The 16216-nt window shown below is 70.7% G+C and carries 18 protein-coding genes; 14 read left to right on the forward strand and 4 right to left on the reverse strand.

Going from position 1 to position 16216, the window contains the following annotated elements; genetic code table 11:
* Positions 1–81 precede the first annotated feature (81 nt).
* The 4 genes from F4560_RS41315 (at position 82) to F4560_RS41330 (ending at position 3446) form a co-directional block, all read left to right on the forward strand.
* Positions 82–810, forward strand: a complete 729-nt coding sequence (locus F4560_RS41315) for an amino acid ABC transporter ATP-binding protein (RefSeq protein ID WP_184929706.1) — start codon at positions 82–84, stop codon at positions 808–810.
* A gap of 62 nt (positions 811–872) precedes the next feature.
* Entirely contained in the window at positions 873–1760 is an 888-nt protein-coding gene (locus F4560_RS41320; protein ID WP_184928449.1) for a glutamate ABC transporter substrate-binding protein, read from the forward strand.
* A 172-nt stretch (positions 1761–1932) separates the two neighbouring features.
* Positions 1933–2604, forward strand: coding sequence for an amino acid ABC transporter permease (locus tag F4560_RS41325; RefSeq protein WP_184928450.1), 672 nt, complete (start codon positions 1933–1935; stop codon positions 2602–2604).
* Positions 2601–3446 (forward strand): amino acid ABC transporter permease, encoded by an 846-nt coding sequence (locus tag F4560_RS41330; RefSeq protein WP_184928451.1) that lies wholly within the window; start codon positions 2601–2603, stop codon positions 3444–3446. Before F4560_RS41325 ends, F4560_RS41330 begins: the two co-directional genes overlap by 4 nt.
* 185 nt (positions 3447–3631) lie before the next feature.
* On the opposite strand, the gene F4560_RS41335 is transcribed toward F4560_RS41330, so the two are convergent.
* Complete coding sequence (locus F4560_RS41335) at positions 3632–4714, reverse strand: Rv2629 family ribosome hibernation factor (protein WP_184928452.1); 1083 nt, start codon at positions 4712–4714, stop codon at positions 3632–3634.
* A gap of 48 nt (positions 4715–4762) precedes the next feature.
* On the opposite strand from F4560_RS41335, the gene F4560_RS41340 reads away from it, so the two are divergent.
* The 7 genes from F4560_RS41340 (at position 4763) to F4560_RS41370 (ending at position 11117) form a co-directional block, all read left to right on the forward strand.
* Positions 4763–5464 carry an EcsC family protein gene (locus tag F4560_RS41340; RefSeq protein WP_184928453.1) on the forward strand — a complete coding sequence of 234 codons (702 nt, stop codon included), beginning with the start codon at positions 4763–4765 and terminating at the stop codon, positions 5462–5464.
* Between the two features lie 267 nt (positions 5465–5731).
* A complete protein-coding gene (locus F4560_RS41345; RefSeq protein WP_184928454.1) occupies positions 5732–5884 on the forward strand; it encodes a hypothetical protein in 153 nt (50 codons plus the stop codon).
* 32 nt (positions 5885–5916) lie between these two features.
* Complete coding sequence (locus tag F4560_RS41350; RefSeq protein WP_184928455.1) at positions 5917–6126, forward strand: hypothetical protein; 210 nt, start codon at positions 5917–5919, stop codon at positions 6124–6126.
* A 45-nt stretch (positions 6127–6171) separates the two neighbouring features.
* Positions 6172–8811: an ATP-binding protein gene (locus F4560_RS45875; protein WP_184928456.1), complete on the forward strand. Its 2640-nt coding sequence runs from the start codon at positions 6172–6174 to the stop codon at positions 8809–8811.
* A 68-nt stretch (positions 8812–8879) separates the two neighbouring features.
* On the forward strand, positions 8880–9419 hold the full coding sequence (locus tag F4560_RS41360) for an NADPH-dependent FMN reductase (protein WP_184928457.1): 540 nt from the start codon (positions 8880–8882) through the stop codon (positions 9417–9419).
* Complete coding sequence (locus tag F4560_RS41365; RefSeq protein ID WP_184928458.1) at positions 9416–10585, forward strand: MFS transporter; 1170 nt, start codon at positions 9416–9418, stop codon at positions 10583–10585. Before F4560_RS41360 ends, F4560_RS41365 begins: the two co-directional genes overlap by 4 nt.
* Before the next feature lie 103 nt (positions 10586–10688).
* Positions 10689–11117, forward strand: a complete 429-nt coding sequence (locus tag F4560_RS41370) for a CBS domain-containing protein (RefSeq protein WP_184928459.1) — start codon at positions 10689–10691, stop codon at positions 11115–11117.
* Between the two features lie 126 nt (positions 11118–11243).
* Here F4560_RS41370 and F4560_RS41375 read toward each other — a convergent pair whose 3' ends face one another.
* Positions 11244–11786 (reverse strand): CGNR zinc finger domain-containing protein, encoded by a 543-nt coding sequence (locus F4560_RS41375; protein WP_312869793.1) that lies wholly within the window; start codon positions 11784–11786, stop codon positions 11244–11246.
* Positions 11787–11848: 62 nt separating this feature from the next.
* On the opposite strand from F4560_RS41375, the gene F4560_RS41380 reads away from it, so the two are divergent.
* The 3 genes from F4560_RS41380 to F4560_RS41390 are packed head-to-tail and all read left to right on the forward strand — an operon-like array spanning position 11849 to position 14109.
* Positions 11849–12499: a maleylpyruvate isomerase family mycothiol-dependent enzyme gene (locus F4560_RS41380; protein ID WP_184928461.1), complete on the forward strand. Its 651-nt coding sequence runs from the start codon at positions 11849–11851 to the stop codon at positions 12497–12499.
* A gap of 45 nt (positions 12500–12544) precedes the next feature.
* Positions 12545–13480: a DUF3500 domain-containing protein gene (locus F4560_RS41385; protein WP_184928462.1), complete on the forward strand. Its 936-nt coding sequence runs from the start codon at positions 12545–12547 to the stop codon at positions 13478–13480.
* Positions 13477–14109 (forward strand): endonuclease V, encoded by a 633-nt coding sequence (locus F4560_RS41390; protein WP_184928463.1) that lies wholly within the window; start codon positions 13477–13479, stop codon positions 14107–14109. The genes F4560_RS41385 and F4560_RS41390 overlap by 4 nt, the downstream gene beginning before the upstream one ends.
* Here the strand turns inward: F4560_RS41390 and F4560_RS41395 are convergent.
* On the reverse strand, positions 14097–15317 hold the full coding sequence (locus F4560_RS41395; protein ID WP_184928464.1) for a family 4 glycosyl hydrolase: 1221 nt from the start codon (positions 15315–15317) through the stop codon (positions 14097–14099). The genes F4560_RS41390 and F4560_RS41395 overlap by 13 nt on opposite strands.
* Positions 15314–16180, reverse strand: a complete 867-nt coding sequence (locus F4560_RS41400) for a LysR family transcriptional regulator (protein WP_184928465.1) — start codon at positions 16178–16180, stop codon at positions 15314–15316. The genes F4560_RS41395 and F4560_RS41400 overlap by 4 nt, the downstream gene beginning before the upstream one ends.
* Positions 16181–16216: the final 36 nt, after the last annotated feature.

The raw sequence follows: 16216 nt of genomic DNA on the forward strand, positions 1-16216 counted from the left end.
GTGATACGCACCTAGGTTTCCGCCATCGCTCAGGAACCCCTACCTGGAGGACTGATGACCGCCGCCACTCCTGCTCCGCCGATGATCCGGATGGCGGGCGTGGACAAGTTCTTCGGACCTCTGCACGTCCTCAAGGACGTGACGTTGGAGGTGCCGAAGGGGCAGGTCGTCGTGGTGCTCGGGCCGTCCGGCTCGGGCAAGTCCACCCTGTGCCGCACGATCAACCGGTTGGAGCCGATCAACGCCGGCGCCATCGAGGTCGACGGACAGTTGCTGCCCGCGGAGGGCAAGGAGCTGGCCCGGCTGCGCGCGGACGTGGGCATGGTCTTCCAGTCGTTCAACCTGTTCGCCCACAAGAGCATCGTGGACAACGTGATGCTCGCGCCGGTGAAGGTCCGCAAGACCCCGCAGGCCCAGGCCCGCAAGACGGCCATGGAACTGCTGGAGCGGGTCGGCATCGCGAACCAGGCGGAGAAGTACCCCGCCCAGCTGTCGGGCGGGCAGCAGCAGCGCGCGGCGATTGCCCGCGCCCTGGCGATGCGCCCCAAGGTGATGCTGTTCGACGAGCCGACCTCCGCGCTGGACCCCGAGATGGTCCAGGAGGTGCTGGACGTGATGACCACGCTGGCCAAGGAGGGCATGACCATGCTCGTGGTCACCCACGAGATGGGCTTCGCCCGCAAGGCCGCGGACCGGGTGATCTTCATGTCCGACGGCGAGATCGTCGAGGACTCGGTGCCGGAGACGTTCTTCTCCGCACCCAAGTCCAACCGCGCGAAGGACTTCCTTGGCAAGATCCTGACCCACTGAAGTCCCACGACCGCGGCGCTGAGCCTGGCGCCGCTCTACCGAACAAGAGCAGGAGAAGGACGATGAGGGTTCGCACCCTTGCGGTGGCGCTGCTGGCCGGCGGCCTCGCCCTGACCGCATGCGGCAAGGAGGGCACCCCGGGCGACACGGGGACCGCCCCCTCCCAGCAGGTCGCCAGCGACGTGAAGGTCGACGGTTCGGCGACGTTCGAGAAGATGACGAAGCGCGGCAAGGTCATCGTCGGTGTCAAGGAGGACCAGCCGGGCCTGGGTTACAAGGACCCGACCACGAACAAGTACACCGGTTTCGACATCGAGATCTCGAAGCTCGTCGCGGCCAAGCTCGGCTTCGCCGAGGACAAGGTCGAGTTCAAGTCGATCCCGTCCGCCGGTCGTGAGCAGGCGCTGATCAACGGCGACGTCGACTACTACGTCGGCACGTACACGATCAACGACAAGCGCAAGCAGCAGGTCGCGTTCGCCGGCCCGTACTTCACCGCGGGCCAGGACCTGCTGGTGAAGAAGGACGACAACTCGATCACCGGCCCGGAGACGCTCAAGGGCAAGAAGGTCTGCTCGGTGACCGGCTCCACGCCGATCCAGAAGGTCAAGACCGACGGCCTCACCGAGGCGGGCAACATCGTCGAGCTCCAGACCTACTCGCAGTGCGTGACGCAGCTGCTCGAGGGCGCCATCGACGCCGTCACCACCGACGACGCGATCCTCAAGGGCTACGCCGCGCAGACGCCGGACAAGCTGAAGGTCGTCGGCAAGACGTTCTCGAACGAGCCGTACGGCATCGGTCTGCCGAAGGACGACAAGGCCCTGCGCGACAAGGTCAACGACATCCTGGACGCGGCCATCAAGGGCGGCGACTGGCTGTCCGTCTACGACGCGACGCTGGGCAAGTCGGGCTCCCCGGCCGACAAGCCGGTTATCGACCGCTACTGATCACGGTTCTCAACCGCAGCTGATCACGGCCTTCGACCGCTGCTGATCACCTGCGCACCGCGGCCGGTCGCCCCTACCGGCGGCCGGCCGCTCCACCACTCTGGCTGCACCAGCTCCACCACCTAGCTGCACCACCAGCTCCACCACCGACACCACCTAGCCGAGGAAGCCGATGGACGTCCTGCTCGACAACCTGGACCTGTACGGGCCCGGGTTCCTCAGCACCATTTGGCTGTTCCTCATCTCGGCGGCCGCGTCGCTGGTGCTGGGGGTGATCCTGGCGATGCTCCGGGTCGCGCCGGTCCCCGTGATGCGCGCCATCGGCGCCACGTATGTGACGCTTGTTCGCAACACCCCTCTCACGCTGGTGTTCTTCTTCTTCGCGTTCGCGTTCCCGCTGCTGGAGATCGTGACGTCGAACACCTTCGGCTCCGCGTCCGGCTACTACTTCTTCGCGGCGCTGATGGCGCTGATCCTCTACACCTCGGCGTTCGTGTGCGAGGTCGTGCGGTCGGGCATCAACACCGTGCCCGTCGGCCAGGCCGAGGCGTCCCGCGCCCTGGGGCTGACGTTCGGCCAGATGCTCGCCTCCGTGGTGTTGCCCCAGGCCACCCGCGCGGTCGTGCCGCCGATGATGAGCACGATGATCGCGCTGCTCAAGAACAGCACCATCGCGGCCGGTTTCTCCGTGTTCCAGGCGGGCTCGATCAGCCTGTACCTGTCCGAGCGCGGGGAGAGCCAGATGATCGGCCTGCTGTGGGTCGCGCTGTTCTTCATCCTGCTCGTGATCCCCATGTCCCTGCTGCAACGCAGCCTTGAGAAGCGGTGGAGCATCGCCCGATGAGCTCGGTCCTGTTCGACGTCCCCGGGCCCCGGGCCCGGCTGCGACACCGCCTCTACGCGCTCCTCACCATCGCCGTGGTGGCCGGCGCGCTCGGCTTCGTGGTGTACCGGTTCACCGTCACCGGCCAGTTCGAGCCCGACAAGTGGGCGTGGCTCCAGTACGAGCAGATCCAGCTGTCCTTGGTGGAGGCGCTGCTCAACACGCTGAAGGCGTTCGCGGCCGGCGCGGTGCTGGCCATGGTCTTCGGCGCGATCTTCGCCGCCGGTCAGCTCTCCGACCACAAGATCATCCGCGTGCCGGCGTTGGTGGTCGTCGAGCTGTTCCGCGCCGTGCCGCTGGTCGTGATGATCTTCTTCTTCCACTACGGCGTGCTGAAGGGGGACCCGTTCTACTCGGTCGTCCTCGGCCTGACCCTCTACAACGGCTCGGTGCTTGCCGAGGTGTTCCGTGCGGGCGTCCGGTCGCTACCGCGCGGGCAGAGCGAAGCGGCCCAAGCGGTGGGCATGCGCAAGACCCAGGTGATGTCCTACGTGCTGCTGCCGCAGGCCGTCCGGGCGATGCTGCCCGCGATCATCAGCCAGCTGGTGGTGCTGCTCAAGGACACCGCGCTCGGCTTCCTCATCACCTATGACGAGCTGCTGGAGTACGCACGCGAGCTGGGCGGCGCCTTCCAGTTCGACCGGCCGCTGGTGCCCGTCACCCTGGTGATCGGCGCGATGTACATCGCGATGTGCCTGCTGCTGACGTGGCTGGCCACGTACCTGGAGAAGCGCAGCCGGCGGAACAAGAAGGTGCTGAAGCTGGAGAAGAAGCCGGCCGAGGACGTCGTCGCGGCAGTCTGAGGTTCGCCGCGGCGGTCTGAGGTTCTGAGGTTCGCCGCGGCGGATCGGCTGACACCGCGGTCGGCCAGGCGGGTGTCCGCCGCGCTTGAGGCACGTGAGCGCGGCGTGACCCCTCTCTGCCTCGTGACCCCTCTCCACCTGGAGAACGGGGTGCCAGTAGCAACGGGTGCTAGTAGCAACGGGTGCTAGTAGCGCAGTAGCGCGCCGACACCCTCACGCAGACCGGCGACGTCGGCGACCACCACCTGGGCGCCGGTCGCCGCGGCGGCGGTGCCCAGGGCCTCGTCGGCCCGGTGCTCGCCCACGTGTTCGACACCCAGCGTGCGCAGGTCGTTCTCCCGCAGCGCGACCTGGGCGGGGTCGTCGCCGGACCACACGGTGCGGTCGCCCAAGGCCGGGTCGGACACCACCAGCGCGGCCACCTTCGCCTCCCTCAGCGCCGCCACCACGGGCTCCAGGCCCTGCACCGCGAGCCCGTCCGGACGGCCTGCCTGCGCGGTGAACTCCTCGACCACGTCGTTGTCCAGGTCGAACTGGTACTGGGCCACGAGCGCCTGCACGGCGTGGTCGAACGCGGCGTCGTCCGCCCCCTCGGCGAGGGTCGCGTGCTCGACCTCAACCAGCACGTCCCGGCACCGCGTGCTCAGCTCCGCCCGCACGTCCGCCCTCGCCTGGACCTCGCCGCCTAGGATCAGCAGCCGGGCCTTCAGGTCGGTGACCAGCCGGTCGACCTCCTCGGCGACCTGCGTCGCGTTGCGCTTGGTCGTCTCCTCGACGCCCTTCTGGATCCGGCGGTGCGAGTAGCCGCCACCGCCGACCTTGTGCAACGGGTGCTCGTCGCCGTGCACCTCGGCCGTGGTCCGCTCACCTTGGCCGTCGTAGCCGTGCAGGTCCGCGCCCGCCCGGTCGACCAGCGCGACGACGTGCGGCACGTCCGGCTCCATCCAGGTGGCCAGCGGCAGCACGTGCGGCAGGTCGGACCAGCGCACCGTCTCGGTGGCGGGCGGGCGGGGCAGCACCCGGTCCAGCAGCAGCCGCCCGTGCGCCGCGATCATCGCCCGGCCGGACTTGCCCACGACCGGCGCGAGCGCCGCCTCCTCCATAGCGTCCAGCGTGGCCTCGTCCGCACCCTGCCGGGCGAGTTCCGCGCGCGCCCCGCGCCACCGCAGCTCCATGGCCCTGGCCGCGTCCTCGGTGTCGTGCGAGGCGTCCAGGTAGACCGACGCGAACGGGCCGCGTTGCCTGACCAGCTCTCCCAGCGAAGACATGTCCATTGGCCTCGGCTACCCGCTCGCGCGCCGCGTAATCTCGGGGGCATGGTGGACGAACCGGGTGCGATCACCAAGGTGCAGCAGAGCGCGGTCGACCACCTGCTGAAGGTGGGCATCAGCGGGTTCGGGCCGTTCAAGGGCGCCGAACGGATGGCCGTGGAGGCGCTGGAGAAAGGGCTGACGCCCGAGGAGGCGATCAAGCACCTGATCCGGACGCACGTGGCGGCGGCGGGCGTGCAGGGTTTCGCCACGAACGTCGGCGGCCTGATCACGCTGCCGATCAGCCTGCCCGCCAACCTGACCGCCTCGTACCTGGTGCAGACGCACCTGATCGCGTCGATCGCCGCCGTGTACGGGCACGACCTGGAGAGCGACGAGGTGCGCACGGCGATCCTGCTGTGCCTGCTCGGCAACGCCGGGACGGAGCTGCTGAAGAAGGCGGGCATCAAGGTGGGCACCAGGCTCACCATGAACCTGATCGAGCGAATTCCCGGCCAGCTCATCCGTGAGATCAACAAGCGGGTCGGGTTCACGCTGCTGGCGAAGTACGGCACCAGCAGGGCGACCGTCACCCTGGCCAAGGGCGTGCCGCTGGTGGGTGGCGTGATCGGCGGAGCGTTCGACGCCGTCACGACGCGCGCCGTGGGCGCCTTCGCCTCCCGCTTCTTCACCGAGCGCGAAGCCGCGCCGCCGGCGGTCGTGGACGGCATCGTCATCGACGGCGAGGTGCTGGAGATCCGGGAGTGATTGGTCCAGCCGGACGTGCCTGAAACAGGCTCACGCGGTGGACCAATCTGTCTCGCGGAAAACCGGTTGGCGTTCCGGCGGGAAGCAGGCTAACGTCATGACCATGTTCTTCCAGATCTACTTCTGAGGACTTCTTCCTCCAGCGCCGCGCAGGCCTCGGGCCGCGCCGCGCCCTTCTCCTGGTGGCCTTAGCGGCTCTTCACGCGACCCCGTTGAACCGGGGGTCGTAGCCTTCTGCACGCCTCGACCTTCCGAGGAGGCGATCGCATGCCCACCATGCGCAACGAACCACCACACGACGGTCAGCCGACCAGCCGTGCCGCCCGGCGCGGTGCTCGTTCGTCCGGCGCGGTCCAGCCGCGTTACGGCGGGGGACGGGCTGTCGTCAACCAGCGCCAGTACGCCATGCGGCGTCGCTGACCAGCGACTTCGCCACACCTCAGGAGGCACACATGACCAAGAACGACGTTCCGCAGGGCGAGGCCGAGTCGGCGCAGCAGGAGCCCGAGCAGGAGTCGCAGGAAGAGCCTGCCGCCCCGCTCAACCGCGCCGCCCGACGCGGTCACGCCGCCAAGAACGACAGCGTGAACAAGGTCCCCGGCCGTCCGCAGCAGAACACGTTCGTGGGACGGCGCGTCTTCCGCCGCACCAGCGGCGGCTGACGGACCCCGCCGGCACGACACCGCTCGACTAGTCTCCGGTGCGCTATGAGCGCACACCTGGTGAGCCCGGAGCTGGTCGGGCGGTCGGCCGAGATCGGGCACCTCGCGGGCGCGTTGGCCAACGCGCCCGCGACGGTGCTCGTCGGCGGTGAGGCGGGCGTCGGGAAATCCCGGCTGGTCAACGACTTCACCGCCGGGCTGGACGCCACGGTGCTGCTCGGCGGCTGCGTCGAGCTGGACGGCCTGCCGTTCGCGCCGTTCGTCGCCGCGCTGCGGGGCATTCCGGTCACGGACCGGGAACGCGTCGACCTCGCACCCCTGCTGCCCGCGTTCGGCGCACAAGCAGCGGGGGACGAAGCACGTCCACGCCTGTTCGAGGGCGTGTTGTCGCTGCTGGCCCGGCTGTCGGACCAGCGGCCGGTGGTGCTCGTGGTCGAGGACGCGCACTGGCTGGACCGTTCCAGCCGCGACCTGCTCGACTTCCTGGTGCGCAACCAACGCGCGGTGCCGCGGTCGTTGGTCGTGGTCACGTACCGGTCCGACGAACTGGGCGGCCCGGTGCGGCCGTTGTTGGCGGAGCTGAGCCGGGTGCCGTGGGTGCGCCGGATCGAGCTGCCCCGCCTGTCCGCCCGCGACGTGCGCGCCCAACTCCGGGGAATCCTCGGCGCCGAACCGGATCCGGTGACCGCACGCGACGTTTTCCGCCGCAGTGAAGGCAATCCGCTGTTCGTCGAGGCACTGGTGGACGGCGGGGCGGAGCTGTCGCTGGAGGAGCTGCTGCTCAGCCGGGTGGAACGACTCGCCGCGGACGCCGTAGCCCTCGTGCGCGCCGCGGCCGTCGGTGGCAGGCGCATCTCCCACGACTTGCTCGCCAAGGTCCACGACGTGAGCCCCATCCGGTCCATTGTGGACGCGGGAATCCTGGTTGTGGACGGCGACGGCTACGCGTTCCGGCACGCGCTGATCCGTGACGCGGTGTACCAACGCCTCCTCCCCGGTGAACGGGTCGAGCTGCACGCCCGTTACGCCGCCGTGCTGCCCCGGTCGGTGGCGGCCGAGTTGGCCCACCACCGTTACGCCGCCGGCGACATCCCGGGTGCGGTGTCCGCCGCGTGGGAAGCTGCCGGCGCGGCACGGCGGGCGTTGGCCTACGCCGAGCAGCTGGCGATGCTCGAACGCGTGTTGTCCTTGTGGGACAACGCGTCCCACCTCGAAGTGGACCGGCTCACGGTGCTGGAAGCGGCTGGTGAGGCGGCGAGCCGGGCCGGGGAGCACGAACGCGGTGAGGAGCTGACCACCGAACTGCTGGCCGACCTGGACCCGGCCACCGAGTGCATCCGGTACGCGGCCGTGCTGGAGCAACGCGGTCGGCTGCGCGCGCAGTTGGGCCGGCCAGGAGCGCTGGAGGACCACCGCGAGGCCGTGCGACTCGTGCCGGTCGGGCACCCGATCCGCGGCTACCTGCTCAACTCGCTGGCCGCCCGGCTGATGCAGATCCCGCTCCCGGACGAGGCCCGAGAGGTCGCGGAGGAGGCGTTGGGAGCTTCCCACCACGCCGGTGACGACCCGTCCGAGGCCGCCGCGCTGATCACGTTGGCCGTCCTGGACGCACGGCTCGGTGACCTGGACGCGCAGTTGCCCCGGCTCCGCCATGCCAGGGCCATCGCCGAGAACGTCGCCGCGCACCGCGTCCGGCTGCGCGCTTTGCACTGCGAGGCGTCGCTGTCCGAGGCCTATGGGCGGCTTGAGGAAGCCGAGGAGCTGGCACGGCTGGGCATCCGAACGGCCCGCGAACTCGGGCTGGCACGGTCCGCCGGCGCGTCGCACGCCGTCGACCTGACCCGGACGCTGATCGGTGCCGGCCGGTGGGACGAGGCGCTGGAGTGCGTCGACCACGCCCTCGACCACGCGCCGCCCGCCGTCTACCACGCGCACCTGCTGTGCCTGGCGGGGTTCGTGGACGTGCGCCGGGGCGAGGTGGACCGGGCCGAGTGGGCGTTGACGCGGGCGCGTGAGCTGGCGGACGTGCCGTTCGCCCAGAACCCGCTGCAACTGCCCGGGTTGGAGGCCGAGGTGCGGCTGGCCCAGGGCCGGTTGGACGAGGTGGCGGCGGTGGTGCGGGCCGCGTTGGACCTGCCGAACGCGCTGGTGGCGTCCCGGTTCGCGTGGCCGTTGGTCGCGCTGGGCGTGCGTGCGGGGCTGCCGGTGCCGGACATGCCGGTGGCCGGACCCGTCCAAGCGGCGTGGGCGTTGACGTGTCGGGGCGAGTGGCCCGAAGCGGTCGCCGCGTGGGAGGCGTTGGGGCAGCCCTTGTGGCACGCGGAGGCGTTGTTCGGCCTGGCTTCCGTGACGCGCGATCCCGCCGCGATGCGCAAGGCCGCGGAGCTGGCGGACGGACTGGGCGCGGCGCCGTTGCGGGACCGGATCGCCGACCTGGCACGGCGGGCGCGGGTGACGCTGACCGGCGACGGCCCGGCGGAACGGGCGCGGTTCGGGTTGACCGCACGTGAGGTGGAGATCCTGCGGCTGGTCACGGACGGGCTGGCCAACCGGGAGATCGCCGAGCGGCTGTTCATCTCGGCGAAGACCGCGAGCGTGCACGTGTCGAACATCCTCGGCAAGCTCGGCGTGGCGAACCGGGTGGAGGCGGCGGCGACCGCCCACAAGCTGAGGCTGTTCGAATAAGCCCGAGTAAGTCCGAATAGGGCTGTCGCCCGATGCCTTGCCGGGTGCCTTAGACCGACCGTTGACGCATGGAGATCTTGGGTATCGCGGGAAGCATTCGCGCGCAGTCGTTCAACCGGAGGTTGCTGGCCGCCGCACGGCACGAGTTGCCTGATGGCGTGCGGTTGGCGCAGTGGGACGGGCTCGCGTCCGTGCCGCCGTTCGACGAGGACGCCGAGGACGGGCCGGTGCCGCCGGCGGTGGCCGAGTTGCGGGAGGCCATCGCGTCGGCGGCGAGCCTGCTCATCGCGACGCCGGAGTACAACGGGTCGATCCCCGGGCAGCTGAAGAACGCGCTGGACTGGGCGTCCCGGCCACGCGGTGCGGCGGTGCTGGCGGGCAAGCCGGTGGCCGTCGTCGGCGCGAGCCCCAGCCCGCACGGGGCCGCGATGGCCCAGGGCGACCTGCGGAGGGTGCTGACGACGTCCGGTGCGTCGGTGGTCGGCGAGCCGGTCGTGGTCGGGCAGGCGTTCCGGCAGTTCGACGAGCACGACCGGCTGCTGGACCACGAACTGCGGGCCGCGTTGGCCGGCGTGCTCGTGGAGCTCACGAGCCGGGTGGTCGTATGACCACTGCCCTGGAGCGCACGCGGTGGGGTGCGGTGTTCGCGGTGTCGTCGGGCATCGTGCTCGCGGCGCTCGACATGACGGCCGTCGCCGTGGCGTTGCCGGTGCTCGGAGCCGATCTCAGTGCCGGGCCTTCGGTCACGCAGTGGGTCCTGCTGGCGTACAACATCCCGTTGATCGCGTTGAGCATCCCGGCCGGGCGGTGGCTGGACCGGGCCGGGCACCTGCCCGCGTTCCTGCTTGCGGTCGGCGGGTTCGGCGCGACGAGCCTGCTGATCGCGGTCGCGCCCAACACCGAGGTGGTGCTGGTCGGACGGGCGTTGCAGGGGGCGTTCAGCGCGTTGATCGGCGCGGTGACCATGCCGATCATCGCGGGCAACGTGCGTCCCCAGCACCGGGCCCGCGCCATGGGGATCGTGCTCACCCTGATCCCGTTGAGCGGGGTGGCCGGTCCGGCGTTCGGCGGGTTGCTCACCGACCTGTTCGGCTGGCGGTCGGTGTTCCTGATCAACCTGCCGGTGGTGGCGGTCGCGGTGCTGGCCGGTCGGCGGGGGATCGCGGACGACGGGCGCGGGTTGCCGTGGCCGGGCCGGCGGATCCTGGTGGAGTCCGTCGTCTTCAGCGCGCGCGTGGTGCGGCGGCGGTCGTTGGCGTTGCCGCTGGTGGCGTTGCCGTTGATGGTGGCCGGGGTCGGGGCGTTGAACTTCGTGGTGCCCTACCTGCTGGTGGACCTGCCGTCGCGGACGGTCGGGCTGGTGCTGCTCGCGCTGTCGGCCGGGATGGCGGTGCTGTCGCCGATCGCGGGCGTGATCGCGGACCGGTACGGGTACCGGACGGTCGCCTTGACCGGTGCCGCGGTGATCCTGATCGGTACCGTGCTGCTGCTCCGAGCGGGTGACGATCCGTGGGACCTGGCGTGGCGGTTGGCGGTGATCGGGATCGGGCACGGGCTGTTCGCCGGACCCAACGCGGCGGCCCTCCTGGCGCGCACGCCACCGGAGCTGATGGGCACCGCCGGCGGCATGACGACGCTGGTACGCACGGTGGGCTTCTCCGTCGGGCCCGCGTTGGGCGCGTCGCTGGGAGGGTTCCACCCGACCGTCGTGGTGCTGGTGGTGATCACCGCTCTGGGGGTGCTCGCGACGGCCGCGCAGCAGCGGGCCGACTGAGGGCGCAGTGCTCCTATCGGGCGCGTGATCTGCCGATCACTTGCGCGGAGAACTAGCCTGAGGTGGGTAGCAACCGGATCCGGTGTAGATCGGGAGGCGCCCCATGAGGATCGCTGACGTGTTGCGTAACAAGGGCTCGGCCGTGGCGACGGTCGAGTCGAGAGCGTCGGTAGCGGATCTCGTCGCCGCGCTGGCCGAGCACAACGTGGGCGCGATGGTCGTGATCGGGCCCGAGGGCATCGCCGGGATCGTGTCGGAACGGGATGTCGTGCGGAAGCTGCACGAGCGGGGCGGCGAGCTGTTGGGCGCACCGGTGTCGGACATCATGACCAGCGAGGTGCACACCTGCACACCGCGCGATTCGGTCGACAGCCTGACCCTGTTGATGACCGAGCAGCGCATCCGGCACGTGCCGGTGCTCGACGACGGCCGGTTGGTCGGCATCGTCAGCATCGGCGACGTGGTGAAGAGCCGGATCAACCAGCTCCAAGAGGACCAGGACAAGCTGACCGCCTACATCGTGCAGGGCTGAGCGCACGACCGACCGCGCGGGCGCCTTCGGGTGTTCGCGCGGCTTGGCGTCCGGCTGGCGTCCGGCTGGCCTCCGGGGCTTGGCGTTCGGCTGGCGTTCGGGGCTTGGCGTTCGGCTTGGCGCCGGTCAGTCGCGCGTGCGGTGGTAGTGCCGGCTGACCCTGGCCCGGTTGCCGCACGACGGGTTGCACCACTCCTGCCGGGCGTGCGCCTTGACGAAGTACCGGATGCACCGGGGCCCTTGGCACGCCCGCAGCTCCTCCCGCGTCCCGCTCGCCAGGAACTCGATCGCCGCCGTCGCCAACGTGGCCAGCAGGCGGTCGACGGGGGCGGCCGAGTCCTCGTAACGCAGTCGCGGTTGCTCGGTCCAGTCCAACTGGGCGGCACGCGGCACCCGGGCGGCGGCGTCGTTGACCGTCTTCAGCGCGCTCTCGAAGTCCAACAGGTAGGGCGTGTCGAGGCGCTCGTTCGCCCGCGTCACGTGCGCGAACAGTGATCGCACGGCCCAGCGCAGCTCGATCACCCGCTGCCGTGACACCTCGTCCGGTTCTACGCCGGCCGTCACCGCTCCCGTCCACGCCGCGAAACCCTCCGGTGTGGCCAGGGCGTCCGTCAGCCCGCCGTGCCCGTCGTACCGGACCGTCCTCGCGAACTCCAGTGCCAGCGCCACCCGAGCCAGTCTAGTGATAGGTTCCCTAACGGAGTTAAGGTTATCAACCATTAGGGGGAGTGATGACGATCCAGGAGAACGCGCTGGACGCCTATCGCGGGTTGGCGGTCCTGATCGAAGACGTCACGGACGCGCAGGTGGCCGAACCGTCGGTGCTGCCCGGCTGGACTCGCGGCCACGTGCTGGCGCACATCGCCAACGCCACCGCCGGCCTGGCCGGTCAGGCGGAGAACGAGGGCGTCATGGTCGAGGTCTACGCCGGTGGACGGCCCGCGCGGGACGCCGCGATCGAGGCGGACGCGGGGCGTTCGGCGGCGGAGCACCGGGCCGCGATCGGTGACGCCGTCGCCCGGCTCGCCAAGGCCTGGGCCGGCGTCCGCGACTGGGACACCCCGGTCGTCTACCGCGACGGCACGCTGACCGGCACCGCCTACGCGTTGTGGCGCGAGGTCGAGATCCACGCCCATGACCTCGACCTGGGGCCCGTCACGTGGTCGCCCGAGTTCTGCGACCACGCGGTCGAGTTCCTGTCGGCGCGGGCGCCCGACGGCGTCCGGCTCACGTTGCAGGCCGAAGATCGCCGGTGGGTGCTGGGCGAGGGCGCGGACGTCACGCTCACCGGCTCCCGCACCGACCTGGTCACGTGGCTCGCCGGGCGCGAGCCGACGGGCCCGATCACCGGCGACCGGCCGGAACTCAAGCCCTGGCCGTAGCGCCGGCTGTGGGCGCACGGACGTCGAGGCGGATAAGTTCGGGTAATGCTGCACGAGATCGCCGAAGCCACGCGGGGCTTCCTCGACCTGTTGGACGACGGGCAGCGCGCGGTCGCGGCGCGGGAGATGTCCGACGACGACCTGCGCAAGCGGTGGGCTTACACGCCGGGGGAGCGGCCGGGCGTCGTCTACGGCTCCCTGGGCCGCGACCAGCGCAAGGCCGTGCACCGACTGCTGTCGTGCGTGCTCAGCCCGCACGCCTACGCGCAGGCCAGCACGGTCATGGCGTTGGAGGACGTGCTGGACGACCGGGAAGGCGGGCTCCGCGACCGGCACCAGGGCGACTACTGGGCCGTCCTGCTCGGCGAGCCCGGTGACGAGCCGTGGGGCTGGCGGGTCGAGGGGCACCACCTGTCGGTGAGCGTGGTGGTGGCCGACGGACGTGTGTCGGCCACCCCGTTCTTCCTCGGCGCGAACCCGGCGCGGACGTCGTACCGGGGCCGGACCGTGTTGCAGCCCTTGCGGTTGGAGGAGGAGTTGGCCCGCGAACTCCTCGACCGGATGGGCCGGACGGCGCGCGGGCTGGCCGTGGTCGCCGACACCCCGCCGCCGGACCTCCGCACCGGGAACTCGCCCCGCGTGGGCGATCTGGAACCCGCCGGCGTGACGCCCGGACAGCTCGACCGGGCGTCACGCGGGCTGCTCGTCGGGCTGGTCCGGTACTACCTCGACCGGCTGCACAGCGACCTGGCCGACGAGGAGTTCGACGCCCTCGACCTGGAGCGGCTGCACTTCGCGTGGGAGGGTTCGGCCAAACGCGGCGACGGGCACTACTACCGGATCCAGGGGCCGGAATTGCTGATCGAGTACGACAACACGGCCAACGACGCCAACCACGCGCACTCCGTGTGGCGGCGGCGGTCCGGCGATTTCGGTGACGACCTGCTCGCCGCGCACCGGGCGTCGGTGAGGCACGAGTGACCCCCGACGAAGCGATCGCGGAGCAGGAACGGCTGCGTCCGCTGGTGTCGACGCGGACCGATCCGGGGCTGGTGGTGCGGCACGTCGCCGGGCTCGACGTGTCGTACGCGGACGACGACCGGTTGGCGGCGGCGATCGTGGTGCTCGACGCGGAGTCGTTGGAGACGGTGGACTCGGCCGTGGTGTCGGGCAAGGCCGATTTCCCTTACGTCCCAGGCTTGTTCGCATTCCGGGAGCTGCCGTCGCTGCTGGAGGCGATGGAGAAGCTGACCGTCACGCCGGACCTGCTGGTGTGCGACGGTCAGGGGTTGGCGCATCCACGGCGGTTCGGGTTGGCGTGCCACCTCGGGGTGGTGGCGGACATGCCGAGCATCGGCGTGGCCAAGACGCCCATGGGGCAGTTCACCATGCCCGACGACGTGCGCGGCGCCCACACCGATCTCGTGGACGACGGCGAGGTCGTCGGGCGGGCGTTGCGGACGAGGGAAGGGGTGAAGCCGGTGTTCGTGTCCGTGGGGCACCGCATCGACCTCGACCGGGCGTGCGCCGAGGTGTTGCGGCTGTGCGTGACGAGGCTGCCGGAGACGACCCGGCGTTCGGACTCGTTGGGCCGGGCTCAGCTCAGGTAGGCCAACTCCGGGTGCCGTCGGACGTAGGTGTCCAGCAGGCTCTTGGCCGTGGCGACCGAGTCGACCAGCGGGTGCAGCGCGAACGCCTTCAACGCGGCCGACCGCGTGCCCTCCATGACCAGCCGGTCCACCGCCTTGACCGACGTGACGAGCCCGGCCGCGTGGTCGGGCAGCGGAGTCACCGGCATCGGACGTGCACCCGTCGCGTCCACCTCGCACGGCACTTCCACGATGGCCTGGTCGTCCAGTGTGGACAGTGTGGAGTTGTTGGGCACGTTCAGGATCAGCGTTGCGGTCTCGTTGTCCGCGATGGCACGCATGACCGCCATGGCTACGTGCTCGTACCCACCGCCCTCCAACGTGTCGCGTTCACGCTCTTGAGCCATGTACGTCGCTTCACGCTCCAGCCGAGTGGTCTCCCAGTCGACTTCACCGTCGTAGAAGCGTTGTTGTTGGCCGAGCAGGAACGCCCCGCGGTTGTCGCCCAGCGCTTCCCGCGTCGAGTAGTAGTAGTGCAGGTACTCGTTGGGGATGACGCCGAGCGCGCGCAGCCATTCCGCGCCGAACAGGCGGCCTTCCTCGAAGCCGGCCAGGGCGTTGTCGTCGGCCAGGAGAGTGGGGAGCAGGTTCTCCGTGCCCAGGTACACGCCTTGCAGCCACCCGAGGTGGTTCAGGCCCGCGTAGTCGAACGTCGGGTTCTCCAGGTCGAGGGCATGGGCGACGCGGCGGCACAGGCCGATCGGCGAGTCGCAGATGCCGATCACCCGTTCGCCCAGGTGGCGGGCCATGACCTCGGTGATCAGCCCGGCCGGGTTGGTGAAGTTGACGACCCAGGCCTGCGGGGCGAGTTCGGCGATCCGCCGGGCCAGCCGATCGGCCACGGGGGCGGTGCGCAGGCCGTACGCGATGCCGCCCGCGCCGACCGTCTCCTGACCCAGGACGCCGTGCGCGTGGGCGACCTCCTCGTCGATCGCCCGCCCGGCCAGACCGCCGACCCGGATCGCGGAGAACACGAAGTCCGCGCCGCGCAGGGCCTCGTCCAGATCGGTGGTGGCGGTGACGGGCGGGCCGCCGCGCAGCACGTGGTGGATCGCGTCCAGCCGGTTCGCGTCCACGTCGTGCAGCACGACTTGGGTGATGTGCTCGTCCAGCGCCTTGTGCACGAGCGGCACGCGGAACCCGCCGCCGCCCAGGATGACCAGCCTCATGCGTCCCATCCTGCACCGGCGAGCAAGGTCACGAAGGCCGACGTGAGCGGGTCCGGGGACTTGTGCGCGTAGGCGACGAGGGTTCTCCGCACCGGGGGATCGGTGCTCAGGACGGCGCCGTCGAACGTCTCGGGCAGGATGTTCCGCGGCACCAACGCCGGGCCCAGACCCGACGCGGCCAGCACCGGAGCCGCCGCTGTCTGCTCGGTGCGAACCGCCGCACCCGGCTGGAAACCCCGCGCCGCGCACGCCGCGTCGACCAGGTCCGCGAGGCCGTTGCCCGGCGCGTAGTGCACCCACCCGACGTCGGCGAGCACCCGCAGGTCGATCGGTTCGCGGTGGTGGGTGTCGGGCGGCAGGACGATCACGAACTCCTCCACGCCCAACGGCTGCTGGAAGCCGACCCAGTTCGCGGGTTCCGGCCCGAGGGCGATGTCGGCCTGACCTTCGGCCATCGCTTCGCGCAGCTCGTCGGCGTGGCGGTGCTCGAACAGGCGGATGCGGACGTCCGGGTGTTCCGCGCGCCAACGCCTGAGCACGGGCGGCAGCACGCCGAGGGTGAGCGAGTAGAGCGTGGCCACGCGGAGTTCCCCGCACTCCAGGCCCGCCGTGCGCCGTGCGGCGGTGAGCGCGCGCTCCGCGTCGGCCAGGGCGGCACGGGCGTGGGGGAGCCAGGCACGTCCGGCGGGCGTGAGGCGGACGGCGCGGGGCAGTCGGTCGAGCAGTTGCGTGCCCACCGTGCGTTCCAGCGCCCTGATCTGGTGCGAGAGGGCGGGCTGGGTGACGTGCAGCAGCTCGGCGGCGCGGGTGAAGGAGCCTTCGTCCACGACCGTGACCAGGTACTCGAACTGCCGCAGTGTCATGAGCGGAGTTTATGGGTTCGAGAAAGGATATGCCTT

Source organism: Saccharothrix ecbatanensis (genome assembly GCF_014205015.1).
In the GTDB taxonomy this organism is placed as follows: Bacteria; Actinomycetota; Actinomycetes; order Mycobacteriales; family Pseudonocardiaceae; genus Actinosynnema; species Actinosynnema ecbatanense.

Excerpts from the sequence above, each read along its gene's own strand:
- F4560_RS41360 (WP_184928457.1), top strand. The coding sequence starts at position 8,880 with ATGGAGATCTTGGGTATCGCGGGAAGCATTCGCGCGCAGTCGTTCAAC.
- F4560_RS41385 (WP_184928462.1), top strand. The coding sequence starts at position 12,545 with ATGCTGCACGAGATCGCCGAAGCCACGCGGGGCTTCCTCGACCTGTTG.
- F4560_RS41345 (WP_184928454.1), top strand. The coding sequence starts at position 5,732 with ATGCCCACCATGCGCAACGAACCACCACACGACGGTCAGCCGACCAGC.
- F4560_RS41335 (WP_184928452.1), bottom strand. The coding sequence starts at position 4,714 with ATGTCTTCGCTGGGAGAGCTGGTCAGGCAACGCGGCCCGTTCGCGTCG.
- F4560_RS41320 (WP_184928449.1), top strand. The coding sequence starts at position 873 with ATGAGGGTTCGCACCCTTGCGGTGGCGCTGCTGGCCGGCGGCCTCGCC.
- F4560_RS41340 (WP_184928453.1), top strand. The coding sequence starts at position 4,763 with ATGGTGGACGAACCGGGTGCGATCACCAAGGTGCAGCAGAGCGCGGTC.
- F4560_RS41380 (WP_184928461.1), top strand. The coding sequence starts at position 11,849 with ATGACGATCCAGGAGAACGCGCTGGACGCCTATCGCGGGTTGGCGGTC.
- F4560_RS41370 (WP_184928459.1), top strand. The coding sequence starts at position 10,689 with ATGAGGATCGCTGACGTGTTGCGTAACAAGGGCTCGGCCGTGGCGACG.
- F4560_RS41395 (WP_184928464.1), bottom strand. The coding sequence starts at position 15,317 with ATGAGGCTGGTCATCCTGGGCGGCGGCGGGTTCCGCGTGCCGCTCGTG.
- F4560_RS41350 (WP_184928455.1), top strand. The coding sequence starts at position 5,917 with ATGACCAAGAACGACGTTCCGCAGGGCGAGGCCGAGTCGGCGCAGCAG.
- F4560_RS41400 (WP_184928465.1), bottom strand. The coding sequence starts at position 16,180 with ATGACACTGCGGCAGTTCGAGTACCTGGTCACGGTCGTGGACGAAGGC.
- F4560_RS41330 (WP_184928451.1), top strand. The coding sequence starts at position 2,601 with ATGAGCTCGGTCCTGTTCGACGTCCCCGGGCCCCGGGCCCGGCTGCGA.
- F4560_RS41315 (WP_184929706.1), top strand. The coding sequence starts at position 82 with ATGATCCGGATGGCGGGCGTGGACAAGTTCTTCGGACCTCTGCACGTC.
- F4560_RS41365 (WP_184928458.1), top strand. The coding sequence starts at position 9,416 with ATGACCACTGCCCTGGAGCGCACGCGGTGGGGTGCGGTGTTCGCGGTG.
- F4560_RS45875 (WP_184928456.1), top strand. The coding sequence starts at position 6,172 with ATGAGCGCACACCTGGTGAGCCCGGAGCTGGTCGGGCGGTCGGCCGAG.
- F4560_RS41325 (WP_184928450.1), top strand. The coding sequence starts at position 1,933 with ATGGACGTCCTGCTCGACAACCTGGACCTGTACGGGCCCGGGTTCCTC.